Source organism: Verrucomicrobiota bacterium, assembly GCA_016871535.1.
Lineage (GTDB): Bacteria > Verrucomicrobiota > Verrucomicrobiia > Limisphaerales > SIBE01 > VHCZ01.
On record VHCZ01000116.1, the window covers coordinates 1 to 18,250 of the forward strand.

12 protein-coding genes are annotated in these 18,250 nt (G+C 60.8%); 6 read left to right on the plus strand and 6 right to left on the minus strand.

Annotated elements, in window-relative coordinates:
• Window positions 1–363: 363 nt before the first annotated feature.
• Window positions 364–1,308 (minus strand): hypothetical protein, encoded by a 945-nt coding sequence (locus FJ398_15555; protein MBM3839351.1) that lies wholly within the window; start codon window positions 1,306–1,308, stop codon window positions 364–366.
• 66 nt (window positions 1,309–1,374) lie between these two features.
• Here FJ398_15555 and FJ398_15560 point away from each other — a divergent pair, with 66 nt between their 5' ends.
• On the plus strand, window positions 1,375–2,721 hold the full coding sequence (locus FJ398_15560) for a sigma-70 family RNA polymerase sigma factor (protein MBM3839352.1): 1,347 nt from the start codon (window positions 1,375–1,377) through the stop codon (window positions 2,719–2,721).
• A gap of 241 nt (window positions 2,722–2,962) precedes the next feature.
• On the opposite strand, the gene FJ398_15565 is transcribed toward FJ398_15560, so the two are convergent.
• From FJ398_15565 to FJ398_15580, 4 genes are all read right to left on the minus strand, one after another.
• On the minus strand, window positions 2,963–3,415 hold the full coding sequence (locus FJ398_15565) for a hypothetical protein (protein ID MBM3839353.1): 453 nt from the start codon (window positions 3,413–3,415) through the stop codon (window positions 2,963–2,965).
• Between the two features lie 13 nt (window positions 3,416–3,428).
• Window positions 3,429–4,631 carry a 2-oxo acid dehydrogenase subunit E2 gene (locus FJ398_15570; GenBank protein MBM3839354.1) on the minus strand — a complete coding sequence of 401 codons (1,203 nt, stop codon included), beginning with the start codon at window positions 4,629–4,631 and terminating at the stop codon, window positions 3,429–3,431.
• 184 nt (window positions 4,632–4,815) lie between these two features.
• The gene (locus FJ398_15575) at window positions 4,816–5,781 is read right to left on the minus strand and encodes an alpha-ketoacid dehydrogenase subunit beta (GenBank protein MBM3839355.1); all 966 of its coding nucleotides are present in this window, start codon (window positions 5,779–5,781) and stop codon (window positions 4,816–4,818) included.
• 238 nt (window positions 5,782–6,019) lie between these two features.
• Window positions 6,020–6,424, minus strand: coding sequence for a hypothetical protein (locus tag FJ398_15580; protein MBM3839356.1), 405 nt, complete (start codon window positions 6,422–6,424; stop codon window positions 6,020–6,022).
• A 145-nt stretch (window positions 6,425–6,569) separates the two neighbouring features.
• Here FJ398_15580 and FJ398_15585 point away from each other — a divergent pair, with 145 nt between their 5' ends.
• The 5 genes from FJ398_15585 to FJ398_15605 all read left to right on the plus strand — a co-directional run bounded on the left by FJ398_15585 (window position 6,570) and on the right by FJ398_15605 (window position 14,184).
• On the plus strand, window positions 6,570–6,869 hold the full coding sequence (locus tag FJ398_15585; protein ID MBM3839357.1) for a hypothetical protein: 300 nt from the start codon (window positions 6,570–6,572) through the stop codon (window positions 6,867–6,869).
• A 12-nt stretch (window positions 6,870–6,881) separates the two neighbouring features.
• Entirely contained in the window at window positions 6,882–7,904 is a 1,023-nt protein-coding gene (locus tag FJ398_15590; GenBank protein MBM3839358.1) for a hypothetical protein, read from the plus strand.
• A gap of 6 nt (window positions 7,905–7,910) precedes the next feature.
• Complete coding sequence (locus FJ398_15595; GenBank protein MBM3839359.1) at window positions 7,911–8,219, plus strand: hypothetical protein; 309 nt, start codon at window positions 7,911–7,913, stop codon at window positions 8,217–8,219.
• Between the two features lie 214 nt (window positions 8,220–8,433).
• Window positions 8,434–8,844: a sigma-70 family RNA polymerase sigma factor gene (locus FJ398_15600; protein MBM3839360.1), complete on the plus strand. Its 411-nt coding sequence runs from the start codon at window positions 8,434–8,436 to the stop codon at window positions 8,842–8,844.
• A 399-nt stretch (window positions 8,845–9,243) separates the two neighbouring features.
• Window positions 9,244–14,184: a c-type cytochrome gene (locus tag FJ398_15605; GenBank protein ID MBM3839361.1), complete on the plus strand. Its 4,941-nt coding sequence runs from the start codon at window positions 9,244–9,246 to the stop codon at window positions 14,182–14,184.
• Between the two features lie 1,160 nt (window positions 14,185–15,344).
• Here the strand turns inward: FJ398_15605 and FJ398_15610 are convergent.
• Window positions 15,345–17,858 (minus strand): hypothetical protein, encoded by a 2,514-nt coding sequence (locus tag FJ398_15610; protein ID MBM3839362.1) that lies wholly within the window; start codon window positions 17,856–17,858, stop codon window positions 15,345–15,347.
• Between the last annotated feature and the right edge of the window lie 392 nt (window positions 17,859–18,250).

An 18,250-nucleotide genomic window follows, 5' to 3' on the forward strand; every position in this document is an offset into this window, starting at 1 on the left:
TACCCTCCGCGACAGGCTTCGCACAGCGCTCGCAGGCTCGCCCATCCGCGCCGACCGAATCGAGTTCACTTTGTTCGCCTCGACAGACGAACGGCGTTACGGACTGGCCGTTCTCGTTCCATTGCTCTCCACCCCGTGTTTCCACGACGCAGTTATGGTTCAATACCGCACGATTCTTCACCGCACAGAAGCGGACTTTCACCGCTTCGACCAATCGCCATCTCAGGCGCACGAGCACGGGCGGCTCGCCCGCAGGCTGGCCAGCTCCACTCAAACTCGCGGGCGGGCCGCCGCGCTCCCATCGCGTCGTCGGTGAGAAATTCGCGGACATGGCTGTCCCCGCTCCGCGTGTGCGCTTCGGGGTCATTTCTGCTGCTTCCACTTATCCAGCGCGGCCTGGCCTTGCTGGCGCGCGTAGGCGGTGCCGTAGCGGTCTTTGAAATGAAGGACGCGCGTCCAACCATCGATGGCTTGCTGCCGCAGGGCGGCGTCCGGCGCGATGTATTCGTTCACTTCTCTTAACACTTGATCCACAGCAACGTCATCATTCGCAGGTTGGATGAAGCGACGCAAGAGACCCAACAGTTTCGCGTCGGTCGGGGGTTTGCCGGGGAAATCTTCCTTCGGTTTCTCTGGCTTTTCGCCTCGGGCCGCGGCGCCCTCTGCCGCCATGGCTCTCCGATCGGCCATGCCGGGCCGTTGTCCTCGGCGAGCTTGCAGCGCTTCGACCGTCGGAGGCGCCTGGTCGCCACAAGCGGCTGCCAGCGCGCTGAGGACCTGTGGCGCATCGGCGATGCCGGGCTGCACCAGGGCGAAGTTGGCGGTGACTTTGTTGTCCTTGGCCACCACGATGGTCATGAGGCATTCCTTGTTCAATCCGTAATTGCCCGGCCCTTCCTCTCCGTCGAGCGAGACGCCACGCCGCGACTGCAATTTCAGGGAACTCGCCGCCGCTTTGAGCCGTTGCTCGCCACTCAATCGGTCGGCGGACAGGAAAATGAACTCGGTTTTCAACTTCTCCTTTTGGTCTGCGCCATACATGTCAATGGTGGTCATGAGCGGCACCATGGAACGTTCCAGGCCATGGAGAAAGACCAGCGCGGTTGGCGCGCCGTGGTTCTCCGTAATGGGATCGCGTTCCTTGGCTTCGGTCGAAGCCGTAAAGTCCGCGACTTTGAATGGTGTGGTTTTTTCGCCTGCTTGCGGGCCGGAGAAAACCGGGTCGGCGGCATAGAGAATCGCGGTCGATGTGACGACGGCCGAGAGCATCGCGAGGGCAACCACTTTGAGCAGTAATGATTTGAGCATATTTAGAGCGGACGAAACCTAGCACATTCGGGTTACTGGTGAGAACAAAAGTTTGCGGCGTAGCATTTGAGCGCACTTTCCAGTCCCGTCCGCCGGGCGACTGGAAAGTCGCCCAAACCAGCAGGCTGGAAAGCCAGGCTGGAAAACCAGGCTGGAAAGCCTGCTCTACGCGCCGTTTCATGCAGAAGGAGAATCGATCGCAGCTTGGAAAAACCGGTGGATCCGCGCGTGGATGAAGTGGTGTTGCGCACGCTGGAAAAGGAACGGGAACGGCGCTTCCAGAGCGCGGGCGAAGTGAAGACGCGGGTGGAAAACATTGCGACCGACGCCGCCGCGAGCGCGGCGAAAGCGCCCCCGCCGCCGGTTATCGAACCGGCTTCCAAGCCCCATCTGCCCGCGCCGGGCTGGGTGAATCGGGCGGGCATTCTCTTCACCGTGCTTGGCCTGGTGGCGTTTCCTCCCGACACTGACCACGATCGGCGGCAATGTTCACATAGTGCATTCCGGCACATTGCTGGTGCTGACCGGCATTGCTTTGCTCACGCTGAGCTGGCCGGTGCTATTGAGCATCGGGGTCGTCATCGCTGTTTGGGTTTCTGTTACTTCCTCAATGTGGGTCCAGAGCGAATCGCCGTGATCTCTTCCAGCGATCCAACACCGCGACCGCCGGACTCCAGCTTCCGCACGACACGCTGGACGCGTGTCCTCGAGGCGCGAGGAGATTCCCCTGAAGCACAATCAGCGCTGAGCGATTTGTGTGCAGCGTACTATGCTGCCGTGTTCGCTTTCATCCACCGCGAAGGCCGCGACGAAGACACTGCGCGGGAGCTCACTCAGGAATTCTTCGCGCGGATACTCGCGAAACACGGTCTCGACAAAGTCGATCCGGAGCGCGGGCGCTTCCGCTCATTTCTGCTCGGGGCGGCGAAACATTTTCTCGCCGATGAACGCGACCGCTCGCGCGCGGCCAAACGCGGCGGCGGCCAGGCTCCCGAACGCATCGAAGCCGGCGCGGACACCAAGACGCAATTGCAGATTCCAGATCCTGCGAGCGGTCCGCCCGCGGATGCGTATTTTGACTGGCAATGGGCGCTGGCGTTGATGGAGCGAGCGCTGGGAGCTTTGGAGACGGAATTCAAAGCGGCCGGCAAGGGTGAACAGTTCGAGGCGCTCAAGCCATGGCTCGTCGGGGAAACGGAATCCCTGCCGCAAAAAGCAGCCGCCAGCCGGCTTGGCTTGACCGAGGGCGCGCTCAAAGTTGCGATTCACCGGCTGCGAAAGCGGTTTCGGGAGTTGGTGCGATCTGAGATCAGCCAGACCGTCACGGACTCCGGCCAGGTCGAGGAAGAGTTGCGATACCTGGTCGAGGTTTTGGCCAATGTAGCCCCTCAGCAAACCTGGAAAAGCAATTGATCCCACGAAATACACGAAAGGCACGAAAGCCGAAGGAGTAAGACTCAGAGACTCTCAGCGGATGAGTCGGGATTGTCTCCTTGGCAACGCGTTTAGTTCTTGGGTGTTTCGTGTGTTTCGTGGGCCCAACTGTTTTTTCCAGAGTGAACGACGGTGGAGCGAGACTCCTGCCGAGCCGTGCGTCGATGGGCAGTGGATCGCGAGGACGCTCGCCCACGTTCACTAATTTCAGGGGACGGAATCAATTGCGCCGGGAGAACGGATTCCAGAACGCAAGAGTTGGAGGGCTTCCATGACCGGCGGCCTTCTGGAACGCATGATTTCGGACGCTGCAGGATTCGGTTTCCCAATTGAACACAATGACAGGCTTATCCTCTCGAAAGACTGTGGCGAGCCTGGATTGCTGATCCAACGCCACGCGTCCTCGCCGCCAGGAGTTATCCTCGTGATCGTAGTAGAACCAGCCGCCCGTGCCGTCCGGCTTCCGATAAAAAACCCCCGTGTTGTAGGAAAACGGCCCTCCGATTCTCTGGACCACGCATAGCTCCAGCCCGTTCGTCATGGAAGTGCGAACCACAAATCGCGGCGCGAACCAGTAAAGATAAATCACGCAAACGACTGCGATGATGGCGAGGGCAGTGCCACCCAGAAAAACCAGGCATTTCCGAACCGAGTGTTCGCCGGAACTTTTCATCCACGTCAAAACTTCACAGTTTTTCCGGTTCATTGATCAACGCCGCGACGCGCGCCAGCAATCGCCCCGCGGCGCCGCCGTCGAGCACGCGATGATCGAAGCTCAAGGTCAGATTGGCCTCCATCATCGGAACGAACTGTTGCCTTTTCTCATCCCAGTTCGGCACGCGCCGCGCCGCGCCCATGCCCAGCACGAGCGTTTGCTCCGGCAGCGGAATGGGCGTCGCCCAGGTCAGGCCGAACGTGCCGAAGTTCGTCACCGTGGCGATGGAGCCGCCGGTCGCATCCGCGGGCAGCCGGCGTTGCCGCGCCAGATCGACCAGCTCGTTGTAACGGCCGGTCAATTCTTTCAAGCGCCGCGTGTCCGCATTGCGAAGCACAGGCACCAAGACGCCCTCCACCGCTTCCACAGCAAACCCGATGTCAATGGCGCTGGGATGCACGATTCGGTTTCCGACAAGCCGCCCGGCTGGCGCGCTGTTTTCTGCAAGGGCGAGGGCCAGGGCGCGCAAAGCGTAGAGGGCCGGACCGGGTCTGGGATCACAATTCTTTCGGTGAGCTAACAGCGCATCCAGACCCACGGGCAGCGCGACGGTCGCCAGCGGACGGGTCCAGCTTCGGCGCATCGCATCGGCCACGGCCACGCGCATCGACGAGGCCGGGCTCATTTTGTTGCGTTCGAGGTTGGCCAGAAACTGCTCGAAATCCTCGATGGTCACTCGCCCGGCAGCGCCACTCCCGGCGACGCCGGCCAAATCGGCCGCGTGCAAACCGAGTTCGGCCATGCGGGCTTTGAGTCGCGGTGACATGTAGCTGGCCCCGGCGGCATGCGCGGGAACGGGCAAGCCGCGAACGGTCGGTTGAACGCCCGATCCCCTTTCGCCGTCTGCGGTGCCATTCTCGGCCGCGCTTCCGGATTTCTCGGCCGACGACTTGAGTTGAAGCGTGTCCAATCCCAGCCGCGCCGCCACCTCGTCGGTCGCGTCCACGTAGCCCAGGATGGCCCCGACGGCATAGCTTTCGTTCACCTTCACCTGAAATTGGTGCAGCCGGCCCGGGCACGGGGCCGTCACCGTCAAGGTCGCTTTGTTCGTTTCGACTTCCAGGACATCCTGGTCCGCCTCGACGGTGTCGCCCGCCTGGACGAGCAATTGAATGACGGTGGCTTCAGCGATGGATTCACCGAGCTGCGGCATGATGATTGGAATTCGAGGCATATGATCTGGCCTGTCAGCCGGTAGGGACGGATTCCACTCCGTCCCTGACTTTTTGACCCTTCGATGGAAAGAAAATCAGGGACGCGGTGGAACGCGTCCTTACCGGCAGGGTGATGGAGCGAGGGGACTGAATTCGTAATACGGAGAAGGATTGGTGGAAGATTTTCAAAGCAAGAAGTTCAGCTTAGCGCCGCAACAAATCCCGCACGGCGGCGGCGATGCTGCGCGCCGTCGGCCGATGCGCGGCCCAGAGCGTGGGATGGTACGGGATGGGCGTGTCCTTGGCATTCAACCGTTGCGGAGGCGCATCCAGCAAATCGAATCCTTCACTGGCGACGCGCGCCACGACCTCGGCTGTGACGCCACCCCAGGGGAACGCTTCGCCCACGCATAACAGCCGTCCCGTGCGCGCCACCGATGCCATCACCGTGTCTGTATCCAGCGGTTTCACGGAGCGCAGATCGACGACTTCAATCTGCGTCCCTTCCGTTCGCAACTCGTCCGCCACCGCAAGCGCTTCATGCACCATGGCGCTGTAGGCCACAATCGTGAGATCGCGCCCCTCACGCGCGATGCGCGCTTTGCCGACCGGCATGGCTTCGGTGGGGAGCCTTTCCGCCTTCAAGTGGTAATAGAGGTATTTGTGCTCGCAATAAATGACCGGGTCATCGATGGCGACCGCTTCCAGGAGCATGCTGTAAGCGTCTTCCACAGTGGCCGGAGTCAGGACGATCAAGCCGGGATAATGCGCGTAAATGGCTTCCATGCTCTGGCTGTGGAACGGACCGCTGCCGGAAGTCCCGCCCGAAGGCAGCCGGACGGTAATCGGGCAAGGGACCTGCGTCCGCCAGTGCAGCGTCGCGGCTTGATTGACAATCTGGTTGAACGCGATCGTCGAAAAGTCGGCGAACTGCATTTCCACGATCGGCCGCATGCCTTCGATGGCCGCGCCGATGGCGGCGCCTAAAATCGCGTCCTCGCTGATCGGCGCGTCAATCACGCGGCCCGGAAACTCCTGGGCGAGATTCTTGGTCGCTTTGAACGCGCCGCCAAACGCGCCGACGTCCTGGCCGTAGATGAAAACGCGCGGATCATCCGCCAGGGCCCGCGCCTGGGCTTCGCGGATCGCTTCGAGGTAAGTGATGCTCATGAGAGCCATCGCTAAATCGTTAAATCGTTAAATCGATAAAAAGGGGAAGCGCTTCGGAATTTCATCGGCAGCGTCTGAACAATTGTCGGAGCGCAGAGTCTCTACAGGGAACGTTACGCTCGACAGTGTGCATGCCGCAACTTTTCCCAAGGCAGGAAATGTCTGAATTGAACAGGGGGCATACCCCAGGGAACAAGAGACCAACTCGCTTCTACCTTGAGTGATCGGGATCAAATCCTTACTGCCCGATCCACGCGTACTTCGCGGGTCCGACCTTCTTGATGGCCTTGAGTTTCTTGCCACTCCTGAGAAACCAGATCGAAATGTTCTGGTAGCGTGCGCCGATCTTTTCCACAAGGTCCTTTACCGTCGCGCCGTCTTTGCCCGCCGCTTTGAGTGTTTGGACGATTTGCTGCTTGAGTTTGCCGCGAGGCCACTTTTTGCGCCGCGGCGGTGGCGCTTGCTTGATGTTTGTGCCGCCTCGCTTCCCTGACTGAAGCGTTGGTCTCTGGTTGCGGAACGGAGTAGGTATTTCTCCGCCGAGCGCGTTGTCTATTTCCCGAAGGCGGGCTTCAAGGCGGGAACGTTCTTGCGCGAGCTGGTTGCGAACATGGAGGAACTGTTTGAGTGCGTCCGATTTCATGGAGAAATATGTAGAGGATTCTTCCGAATGTGGAAAGAAAACACTTACTGATCAGACCGTGGGAGTTGCAGTTCACCGAACAAGACCGCCTTCGAGAAGTCGAAAATCCCTGTAAGGAAATCTTCGCAGAATCGACCCATCTTCTGTGAAGCACTGTTTTGGCACGCGTCTCCGGCATGGAGTTGGGATCGGCCCGGGCAAAAGCCAGCTCAACAGCCGCATCGGTTGGAGAGCGGCTGCCGCCCTGGCAATGGTGGCGGGTTGGCTGGCACTTTGCGGATGCGGTTCCGTGCCTGTCCATAAGCAACGGCTGGTTTCCAAACCCAATATGCTGTTCTCCGACAGCGCCGTTTTCACCTATTTGCCCAAGCTGCTCGTCCAAACCGAACCCGGAGCCGCAGCCACCGGAGGCTCGCAAGCCGCCGGATGCACGTCCTGCCGATGAACGAGGAAACAAATGATTTGGCCACCGCTGTCATCTGGAGTCATTAGCGTCGCCTTGCTTGCGGGCGAGCCGGCGGAAGCCCTTGCACCAGGGATTCAGCCGGAGCGGCAAGCCGGAGAAGCGACCAACTCCGGCGAGGTTCGCCAGAGCCTCAACGCCCCGCTCCGCGAGTTGCGGACGGCTGGCCTGCGTTGGAACCACAAAGCCGAGGCCGACTTTGAAGCTATGTTCGCGTCGGACATCCTGCTGACGCAAGGCACGATTGGATATGGGCAGAGCCGCGGCCCGACCGAGTGGACCCTCAGTTACGCGCACAACACCTTCGATCTGGACTATCGCCCCGCGCCGTTTGATTTCCTGGGTTTCGACCGCTCCGTGAGCGAAAACCGAAATGCGCTGCAAGCCGGCCTCAAGCAGCGCCTCTTTGCGCCGCTCACGCTGCTGGGGGCAGGCGGATTCTACGACGGCTTTGCGGATTACCGCAGCGCCTGGCTCAACGAGTATTACCGCCAACACTTCTCGGCGTTGCCGGAGTATCAGGAGGCGCAGCCGAACGGACAGAACGTCTCCGCTGGCTTGCGCTGGGAATACTTGCCGGCCACAGGCTTCTTTCAAGCCGAGGCGGGTTTTCTGAAAAACAAAATCGTGGATCATTATCGGAAAGCCGGCCGCGAATCGTCCTTCACCGACCTGGAATTCTTGAGCGATGAGCAGCAAGAACGCTTCAACCCGGACGGGCCATTCCGGGACGCCTGGATTCACGAACTCGGACCGATCGAGTGGACTCCAAATCCCGGGGCCGATCTCGACAACGCCGAGTTCTGGAAAACCTTCCACGATTGCGCGGCGAAATTGCCCGTGAAAGTTTCACGGGTCTTTCTCCTCCGCGAAATGGACGAAGTTTCTACGGACGAAATCTGCGCGCTCTTGAACATCACGCCGAACAACCTCTGGGTCATGCTTCATCGCGCGCGCATGGCGCTGCGCCGCTGCCTCGAAGCGAACTGGTTCGGGCGGCGAGGCGGAAAGACCTGATCCAACATGAAAGCGCTCGCCTCCATCAAGACGCAGATGTTGAGCTGGCTCTGGCGCCGGGTTCTGACCTGCAAGGAAGTGACCCAACTGGCCTCTCAATCGCTCGACCGGACGCTCCCGCGGAAGCAGCGTTTTCAAATGCGCGTTCACTTTCTCCTTTGCGTCTGGTACCAACGCTACGCGAGGCATCTCCATTTCATTCATCGCGCCGCGCCCCGCTACGCCGACCACATGGCGATGGCTGCACCCCAGAGACTGACCGACAACGCCAAACGGCGCATGAAGCAAGCGCTGCAAAACCAGCGCGATCGCTGAAGCGGAACGACTCAGGCCGGATGGGTAGCGCACGCGCCCCACCAGTTCTGTTCGGCACGGGAAGCGCTCAGCGAGTTTTTCACTCCCTCCCCGCGAGGCACGAGTGGGGAGAGAGCCGGAGAGAGGGGAAAAACCGATCCCAAAGGTCCTCCGTGCTGGAGTCGGCGCCCTCACCGACTCCATTCAATCGAACTAAACCGTTCCACTCCGTACGATGGTTTCAGCGACGTTTCGACTGGCGAGGCGCCAGTCGGAACAGGCGGGTCGCCTGTGCTACCCAAGATTGAATTCTCAGACACGCGCCAAGGCGCGCCGGGCAGAGAATCGACTTCTTCAGCGGCGCGGAACCCGGTTCCACCACGCTTCGCTTGACGATTGCGATCACGAGCTGCCCAGCGTGACGGCAAACCACTTCAGCGGCCTGGATGGCCTGGCGATTCGCAGCGCGCTCGACCAATTGCCCGCCGTGTTTCGCGCCGTGCTGACGCTGTACTACCTGGAGGATCTGAGCTACCGGCAGATTGCCACCCAATTGGGCATCCCCATCGGAACCGTCATGTCGCGGCTTTCTCGAGGGAAACAATTGCTGCGCGAAGCGCTACGCGATCAAGGGCGCCCAGATTAACGCTGCGCCACATTGATCTCGTACCAACGAAATGGCCGGTCGAAATCTTCGATGAACTGCTCCGCCCTGAGGAGCTGACGGTTCATCCGCGGTTCTTGTCAGGGAGAACTGTTGGGCAACAGCTTCAATATCCTGCCGCGAATAGAAAGTGAACGGTCCTGTCACGGCCTTCTGGCAATCTTTCAGGCACTGACCTTGAACTTGAAACCTTAAACTTTGAACTCCCCGCGCGCACCCGTTCGGTCGCGCCAGCCTGACGTCAGCCGAGCCGGGTTTGTCGCGGATTGCCGCTGGTTCCCGGACCGGGGTCGTGCTAAAAGCTCGAATGTTCTTCGGTGAACTTGAGTCCATGGCCCGCTCGAAGCAAACAGGCCACTCGAAAACTCTTTGGAGCTCATTATGCGCACTCGACTGATCATTCTCCGGAATCGATTCTCCAACTTCGTCCTCTGGCGCCGCCGCGCATCGCCTGACCATGAACCTCAAGGGAGAGCGAGCCTGTCCCCAGCGAGCCGAGCCGGAAGTGTTCCAAGCGCGTCGAGCGGCTTGCCGGGACGGACTCGCCCTGCCTGGTTCATTGGCGCCATGCTCGCAGTGCTGTCGTTACGCCTCGCCGCCGCGCCGCCGGACGGCAATCGCCTCGCGTATCTGGATGAAAACGATCCGTTCTACGTGCATCGGGATTTTCCCAAACTCACCACGCCCCAATGGATCGGCGAGCCCGGTGTCGAAGCCGCGGTCATTCTCGCCATCGACGATCTTCGCGATCCCAAGAAATACGAAACCTATTTGCGTCCAATCCTGGAGCGCTTGAAGAAGATCGATGGCCGCGCGCCGGTCAGCATCTACTGCAACGCACTGGACCCGGAGCAACCGCAGTTTCAAACCTGGCTTGCGGAAGGGCTCTCGCTCGACGTCCACACTTTGAGCCACCCATGCCCGCTATTGGCGAAAGGAAATTTTCAGGCCGCGGTGGACACCGTGAACGGCGGGATCGATCTGTTGCATCGCATTCCCAACAACAAAGCTGTCGCGTATCGAATGCCTTGCTGCGATTCGATCAACAGCCCCAGCCCGCGGTTTTATGCCGAGATTTTCAATCGCCGCACTTCCGCCGGCCATTTCCTCACCATTGATTCCTCGGTCATGAATATCACGACCCCGAAGGACAAGTCGCTTCCTCGCGATCTCGTTGTGGATGCGGATGGCCGCGAGAAATTCCGGAAATACGTTCCGTTCCCTTCCTTCGTGACGACGATTGAGGATTACCCGTATCCGTACGTGATCGGGAAACTGTGCTGGGAATTCCCCGCCATGGCGCCGAGCGATTGGGAAGCGCAGCATCTGCACGGCACGAACAATCCCGTGACCGTCGCCGACTGGAAAGCGGCGCTCGACGCGACCGTGCTTAAACAAGGCCTTTTCACGTTCATTTTCCACCCGCATGGCTGGATTCGGCCCGACCAGATGGTTGAGTGCATTGACTACGTTGTCCAGAAATACGGGACGAAGGTGAAATTCTTGAATTTCCGGGAAGCACAGGAGCGAATCGACAAATTCCTTCTGGCCGGCCAGCCGTTGCGCGCCGCCAATGGCCAGGACAACGGCGTCCGTATGATTGATCTTAACCACGACAATTACCTGGACGTTGTGATCGGCAATGGCGCGGTTCGGAAGACGCGCGTCTGGTCGCCCAAGGACCGCCGATGGATGGAATCGGAGTTCCCGACCTGGCTCGTGTTCTCAAGCCACGAGGGCGACAGCCAAGACGCGGCGGTGAAATTTGGCGTTCTGACGCCCGACGGATTCGCGACGATGCTCGTGAACGGCTCCGCGAAAGGCGCATGGCAATTCGACGGCGCCCGATGGGTGACCCACAAATGGCTGTTGAACGGCCTGGAACTCGACGGTCAACCCGTCTTGACGGCTTCCCAATCCACGGATCGCGGCGTGCGCCTGCGCGACCTCGACCGCGATGGCCTCAACGAGTTGATCGTCGGCAACGAGGCGCAAAACGCCGTCTTCAAATGGTCCGCGCCGGAGAGCACCTGGAAGAAACTTGCTTATGCCCTGCCCAGAGGCACGGCGCTCGTGGACGCGCAAGGGCGCGACCAGGGCTTTCGCTTCGTCGATCTGAATGATGACGGCTATGACGACGCCGTTTTCTCGAACGAACGCGCCTTCTCCATTCATCTCTTTGTCCCGAAGCTCTACCTGGGATTTCAGCCGGGCTGGACGCGCGAAGTCGTCTCCGGAAAGCGCGGCGACGCGGGCGAAATCCCGATGATTGCTCGCGGCGGCGAAGCACCGAACAACGGGGCGTGGTTCCATTCCCGCCATTTGTGGGTGCAGAACGAAGATACCGCTGCGCTTCAGGATTTGGTGGACCGCCGATCGTTTGGCGACTTGCTGGGCGGATTGCAGCCGAAAGCCAAATCGCCGCAAGCCGCGCTCGAATCGATGCGCGTGCGACGCGGATTCAAGATCGAATTGGTCGCGCACGAACCGCTGGTCAAGGACCCGATCTCCTTCGAGTGGGGCGCGGATGGCAAACTGTGGGTCGTGGAAATGGGCGACTATCCGCTCGGAATCGACGGCCAGGGAAAATCCGGCGGTGTGGTTCGATTCCTGGAGGACACGGATAGCGACGGGCGCTATGACAAATCCACAGTTTTTCTCGACGGCGTGAATTTTCCGACCGGGGTGATGCCCTGGCGAAAGGGAGTTCTGGTGAGCGCGGCGCCGGAAGTTTTTTACGCTGAGGACACCGACGGCGATGGGAAGGCTGATTTGCGCAAGCCCATCCTCGCTGGGTTTCGCGAAGGCAACCAGCAGCACCGCGTCAATGGCTTCGAGTATGGTCTCGACAACTGGATCTATGGGGCCAACGGAGACAGCGGAGGACAAATCCGATCGGTCGGAACGCTGGGCCCGGTATCCAGCGCGGCAATTATCAATGACCGCGGCGTGGACCTCCGCGGCCGTGATTTTCGATTCCGTCCGGACGCGCCGAACCGCGCCGCGTTTGAAACCGTCGAGGGCCAAACGCAGTTTGGACGCCGGCGGGATGACTGGGGAAATTGGTTCGGAAACAACAATCCCAATTGGGTCTGGCATTATTTCCTGCCGGAACACTACTTGACCCGCAATCCGCATCTCGCGGTAAGGACGCAGAGGAAGGTTCTGGCCAATTATCCCGAATCGACGCGCGTTTTCGCCATCAGCCGAAGCCTCCAGCGATTTAACGACATCGGGATGCTCAATCATGTCACCTCGGGTTGCAGCGCTGCGCCGTACCGGGATGACCTCTTCGGCCCGGACTTCGCCACGAGCGTCTTCATCAGCGAGCCGGTTCACAATGCCGTGCATCGGGAGGTGCTCGAACCGGACGGCGTCACGTTCAAAAGCCGCCGCCCGGCCGACGAACTCGACCGCGAATTCCTGGCGTCCACCGACAACTGGTTTCGCCCGATCACGCTCAAGACCGGACCAGACGGCGCGCTTTACATCGCGGACATGTATCGGCTCGTGTTGGAGCATCCGGAATGGATTCCGCCAGACACGCAGAAGCGTTTTGATTTGCGCGCAGGCAGCGACCTGGGACGGATTTACCGGGTTTATCCGGAGGGCGCGAAACTAAGGCCAATTCCGAAGCTCGACCCACTCGATGCCGCCGGTTTAGCGCACGCGCTCGACAGCTCGAACGGCTGGCAGCGCGACACCGCCCAGGGGCTTTTGGTCCAATACGGGGCGCGATATCGCCTGGGGAATCGAACGGTCGTTCCCCAACTGGAGCAACTGGCCGCTCGGAGCAAGAATCCCAAAGTGCGTCTCCAAACGCTTTGCACGCTTGACGGTCTTGGCGCGTTGAGTCCGGGCGCGCTCAGAGTTGCTTTGGACGATGTTCATCCTCGGGTGCGTCAGCACGCCGTGCGCCTGAGCGAACCAGTCTTGAGGGGAGCAAGCGGGCGCTCGACTTCGCAGAACCCGACGCTCACCGGCACGCTTCTTAACCTGGCGGATGATCCGAGCATTGCCGTGCGATATCAGTTGGCTTTCACGCTCGGTGAATGGAGCAGTCCTCGCGCGGGCAAAGCTCTTTTGAAACTCGCGCTCCAGGACTTTCAGAACCCGGAAGTGCAAACCGCAGTCCTGAGTTCGGCGCCGCCTCACGTCGAGACTCTGCTCGCGGCGATTCTCCAGGAGTCCGACCGCGACACGCACGCGTCTTTGATCGAGCAACTCATCGACCTGGCGACGCGCCTCGACAAACAGAAAGCCGTCGCCGCAGCCCTCCAGCAAGCCAGTCAGCCGGGCGGCGAGCGGACGGCGCTGTGGCAGATCACGGCGGCGGCCGGCTTCCTGGATGCCGCAGAACGTGAGCGAGGGAATCTGGCTCAATTTCAAACTCAAACGGGTCCTGAGCTTCAGGAATCCATCCGGCGGCTGGAAACACTGTTCGCCAAGGCGCGGCAACTGCTCCTCGACAATCGCGCGCCGGAATCCCTTCGCGGCGCGGCGATGCGGCTGATGGGGCGCGGACTGAATCGACGCTCCGAGGACATCGCGGACCTTGCGAAACTGTTGGCGCCTCAAGTTCCCACCGCGCTGCAGAAGACGGCGCTCGGAAACCTGGCCAAACTGAGCGACCCCACCGTTGCGGAGGTTCTGCTTCAGGGCTGGAGAGCGTTGCTGCCGGCCTTGCACAATGACGTGCTCGATCTGTTGCTCACCCGCCCGGTCTGGACCGAGAAAGTCGTGGCCGCGCTGGAGCAAGAGCACCTCGCGGCCGGCCAATTGAACGCGGCCCAACGCCAGAAACTGACCGGCCACTCGCAAGCCGCGATTCGCGACCGCGCTCAAAAGCTGTTCGCCGCTCAACAGGACCGAAAGAAAGTCGTGAAGGATTACGAGGCGGCCCTCGGTCTGAACGGGGACAGCGCTAATGGCGCGGGCTTGTTCCGCCAGCATTGCGCGAGTTGCCATCGGTTCCGCGAGGAGGGCATTGCACTCGGCCCGGACCTCGGCGCCCTGTCGAGTAAATCGCCGCAGGTGTTGCTTCTGGCGATTCTCGATCCCAACCAGACCGTGGAGACCCGCTACATCAGCTATTCGGCGGTCACGAAATCGGGCCGCGAACTGACCGGCGTTATCACCGCCGAGACGCCCACGAGCCTCTCCTTGCGCAATGCGAACGGCGCGGAAGAGGTAGTGCTGCGGAACGACTTGATCGAGCTGACCAGTTCGGGTCTCTCGCTGATGCCGGAAGGTTTCGAGCAGTCGCTCAAACCTCAAGACATGGCCGATCTCATCGCCTACCTGACGGGACCTGGACTTTGACGCTTGCCCCAAGGGTCTGTGCAAAAATAACTTCCGGTTTTGGCGGGAGCGCCGCCTGGCCGGATGCAAGGCGCGAGGAGGGAGCATCCCCGTTTTGGGGCTGTGACCGACGAGCAACGCCGCAGCCGGCCAGGCCCCGCCCCGGAGGGCTGGGGCGATTTCGCTTTCTGGCTTCGTTTCTCCTCAGAGCGTGTCCGAAAATTCCGCGGGGTCCTGTTTTCGCGCCAAAGGCCGGATGGCGAGGCGCAACGAAGGAGAATATCCTCCCTGGATCTTCGACTGAGGAGCAACGAAGCCAGGCGGCCTTTGGCGCGAAAACCCTCCGGGCGGCGGGTCTTTTGTCCGTGGCCTGCGTTGGCTCGGTCCTTACAGCCCGCGTTGGGGATGCTCAGACCTCGCCGCCTTGGCCACAGCCAAAATCCCTCGCCGCAGGACCCCGCGCAATTTTCGGACACGCTCTCAGTCGCAGAGCCCTGGCTATGCTCCTTCGTCGTGCCTCGCCAGAAAGCGAAATCGCCTCCAGCAAAACCGGAATTTATTTTTGTACAGACCCTTAACCCCTTTTCCCAACTTCCCGCTGAAACGAACGGGAGGAGGCTCTGACTTTCAGGCGGAGAGAAGTGAGCCTCCTTGCGGCAGCCTCGACCCAAGGGTTCACGGCAAGCCGCCTGTTGCGTTTTCATCGGCTCAGGCGCCAAGAACCAAACCATTGGAGCGCCGAACTCCGATTCGGCCCGGTTCGAACCTAGGCAGGCTTCGCGCCGATTCGGAGATCGGCCCTCCGGTTCTGGAAGAGCCATTGGTCTTGCCGCCTTTCCGCGACGCCTCGGTCAGAAGCATGTTCGTGGTTCGTCGTTCGTGGATCGTGGCAGCACCGACACGACTCGCGTTCAGCAACGAGCAACGATCAACGAACCACGAACAACAAACCACGAACAAAGAACAAAGAACAACGAGCAAAGAACCACTATCCCTGCCCTACCCTGGATCGATCGTCGCACCCTCCGTTCCCGCACGACGGAACTTTTGCGCCAGGTCGGCCTCGATCATCCACCGGACACTCCCGTCGAGCGCCTATCCGCCGGGGAACGACAGCTCGTCGCCACATCCTCCCTGATGTGACCCCAATCCCACACCAATCCCTGATCACTGAATACTGATTACCGATTCGATCGTTGGGTTTCCCGCCCGGCAATTTGCCGGTACTTCGCGCGGGCTTCGCTGAGTTGGCTCCGCACGTGTTCGAGGCTCACCGGAATTTTATCGCGTCGCTTCAGGTCCGCTTCGAGGCGATCGATCCACGCGAGGAAGAATTCGGCGTCCGCTTTGGCGTCCAAAGGGCGCTTTGGAAATTCGATGTAGATGGGACTCGTGTGCGCATTCAGGGGCACGCCGACTGAGCTGCGTTGCGCGCTGGAGGTCCGCAAAGCAATCCAGCCGCTCTGGTCGAGAGGCAACTCCTGGTCGAGCACCGCCTGGAGTTTGTCGGCGGAAAGCTTGCCCTGAGCAACGGCGCGGCCATTGTAAATCAATTCCAGTTTGTCCAATTCGTTTTGCGCCCAAGCCCGGCCACGGATTTTCACTGCGCGCGGGGAATCGAGGCGAATCGCTTGCCCCAGCTCTGCGCCTTCGACCTCGAACTCCAGCATCGGCCCGGTGGTTACGAAACTTCGCCCGGCTTGCTGTTGCCGCACCCAATCGAGATAAACGAGACCGTTCGTGAGTTTCACGTAAGCGCGTCCCCAGCCAGGAGGATAGCTGCTGACGCGATTCAAAAAGCAGTCCGTTCCGGCCGCCGCCGGAAGACGAAATCCGCAATTCAGCAAGCGATACCACAAACGGACGGACGCGTCGTAGCCGCCTCCCATCACGTCAAGCGTGTCGATCCGACCGAGCGCGGCATCGACCGGCAATCCTTTCGCGGAATACGCGGTGCCGTAGGGATCCTCGCGATTGTTCGCCGGGTGCGTGTAGCTGACCGCGCCGTGCTGGTGGTGGGTGCGCTCGGCGATGTCCGCGTTCGTCGGCACGTCCCACGGATTGGTGGTGTCTTTGAAGCCTGTGAAAATCGGTTCGACCAGTTTGGTCAGGTTGATCAGCGTCATATGTCCCCAGATCGTGCTGCGGAATTCCTCGTTCCAATAAACAAGCGTCCGGGGTTTCGATTGATCATCGGGACGGCCTAAGAAGAATCGCCGGTCGAACACGCCGTCGCCATCGGAGTTGGCCACCATGATATTGCCGACGTTCAAGTCTTCGCCTTCACACATGTCGAGCACGGAGCGCGGCGTGTTGTGCCAGGCGCCGTAGCCATAGTTGGCGTGGATGTGATTTTCGCCGGAGTACCAGCCTCGCGCAGCCATGTCAGTCCATCGCTCCAGGCGCAGGACCACGCGCTTCGTCTCGCCCGCCTCCAGGGGGAGGGTTTGCTTGATGACGCGGTGTTCGGGACCCCGAGTTGCGGTGAGTTCGTAGGTTCCCGCGGGAACCGCCAGCGTCGCCTGTTCGCGGCAGTAGAAGTGGCCCTGCCCGGCGGTCAACCGGTACAGCGCGCCGAGCGGGGCGTGAAACTTGCCGTGGCTTTGCTTCAAACTGATCCTCGCCACGGTGGGCTGGCCGGACGCGTGATCCACGACGCTGATCTGAAGCTGGCCGGTCGGCTCGCGAAAATCGATCCCATTGAGCGCAAGCGTCTGTGGCTGGCCGGTGCTTTGATCACGGACCACCAGAGCGGTCGCGCCTTCGTGATTCTCCGTGTGCACAAGCCAGCGTCCGTCGCCACTGACCGAAGGCCAATCTTCGTCCGCCTGACCGGACGTGATCTGGCGCGCGGAGGCGAGCGGTTGATCCAACGGAATGTGCCAGACGTCATTGAAGGCGTCGCCGCGATCCGTGGCCACGAACACCCCGCGACCGGCGGCGTCCCAACACAAATTGTAAACGCGGCTTGGCCATTGAACGACGGGTTGCGGTTGGCCGCCTTCTGCGCGCACTTTCCAAAGTTCGGCCCCGAATCCGTCGTTTCCGGTCTGTTCCCCAGGCCGGTCCGGAAAAGTGGCGAACGCGATCCATTGGCCATCGCGGGAGAGCGCCCATGGCATCCGGCCGCGATGAATCGATTCCAGCGGCTCAATGGGCACCGGCCTGATTTCTCCGCTTTTCAAATCGCACCACGTCAGACGGTCCGGTTGCCCCGAAGCGCTGAACATGCCAAGCACGCGCTGGCCGTCCGGATGGAATTCCACGTTGCCTCGCGCCCGGATTTCGTTCGGCAGCCGGACTGGCGATCCGTCGGCAGCCTGGATCACGCGAAGCTGGCCGAGGAAAAAGTTGTAAGTGCTGACAAAGGCGAGGCGTTGCCCGTCCGTCGACCACGCGGGAGCGAGATCCCAACCTTCGGCGCGAGACAACCGAGTCAGGGTCCCACCTGCGCGTGGCGCCCGACAAATGGCGCCCTGGTAAGAAACCGCGATGGTCTCACCGTCCGGGGACACCCGCGGTTGCACACCGCCGAAAGCGCGGCGAGCGAGCGACGCGTCATCCGCTGCACAGTCGCGCGGCCCATGCAATGGAAGAGTGAAACCAAGCACAAGAACGGGCAGGAGAGTTTTGCGGGACATGAGGATCGTCCTTAGCAGAGCCCGCCGCGATCTGCAAGAATTGCCAGCTCGCATTGCCCCAGTTGCCCCGAGTTGCCAATGTCTATCAAGGTCCTAACGAACTGCGGGGCAAAGCCGCAACAGGAGCTTCTGTATCCTCACAAAAAAAGTGCGCCTCGCGGCGAGATCACCGCCAGGAAAACCGCGGATTACGCGAATCACGCGGATGAAAATCAGTTCATCCGTGCCTCACTCTTATCCGCGCCCATCCGCAGCATCCGCGGTCGATTACGCACCCAACGCGCGTAAATGCCGGAGGGTCACGCGGTTTATGACGCCCTGCTTAGGGTCTGTGCAAAAATAACTTCCGGTTTTGGCGGGAGCGCCGCCTGGCCGGATGCAAGGCGCGAGGAGGGAGCATCCCCGTTTTGGGGCTGTGACCGACGAGCAACGCCGCAGCCGGCCAG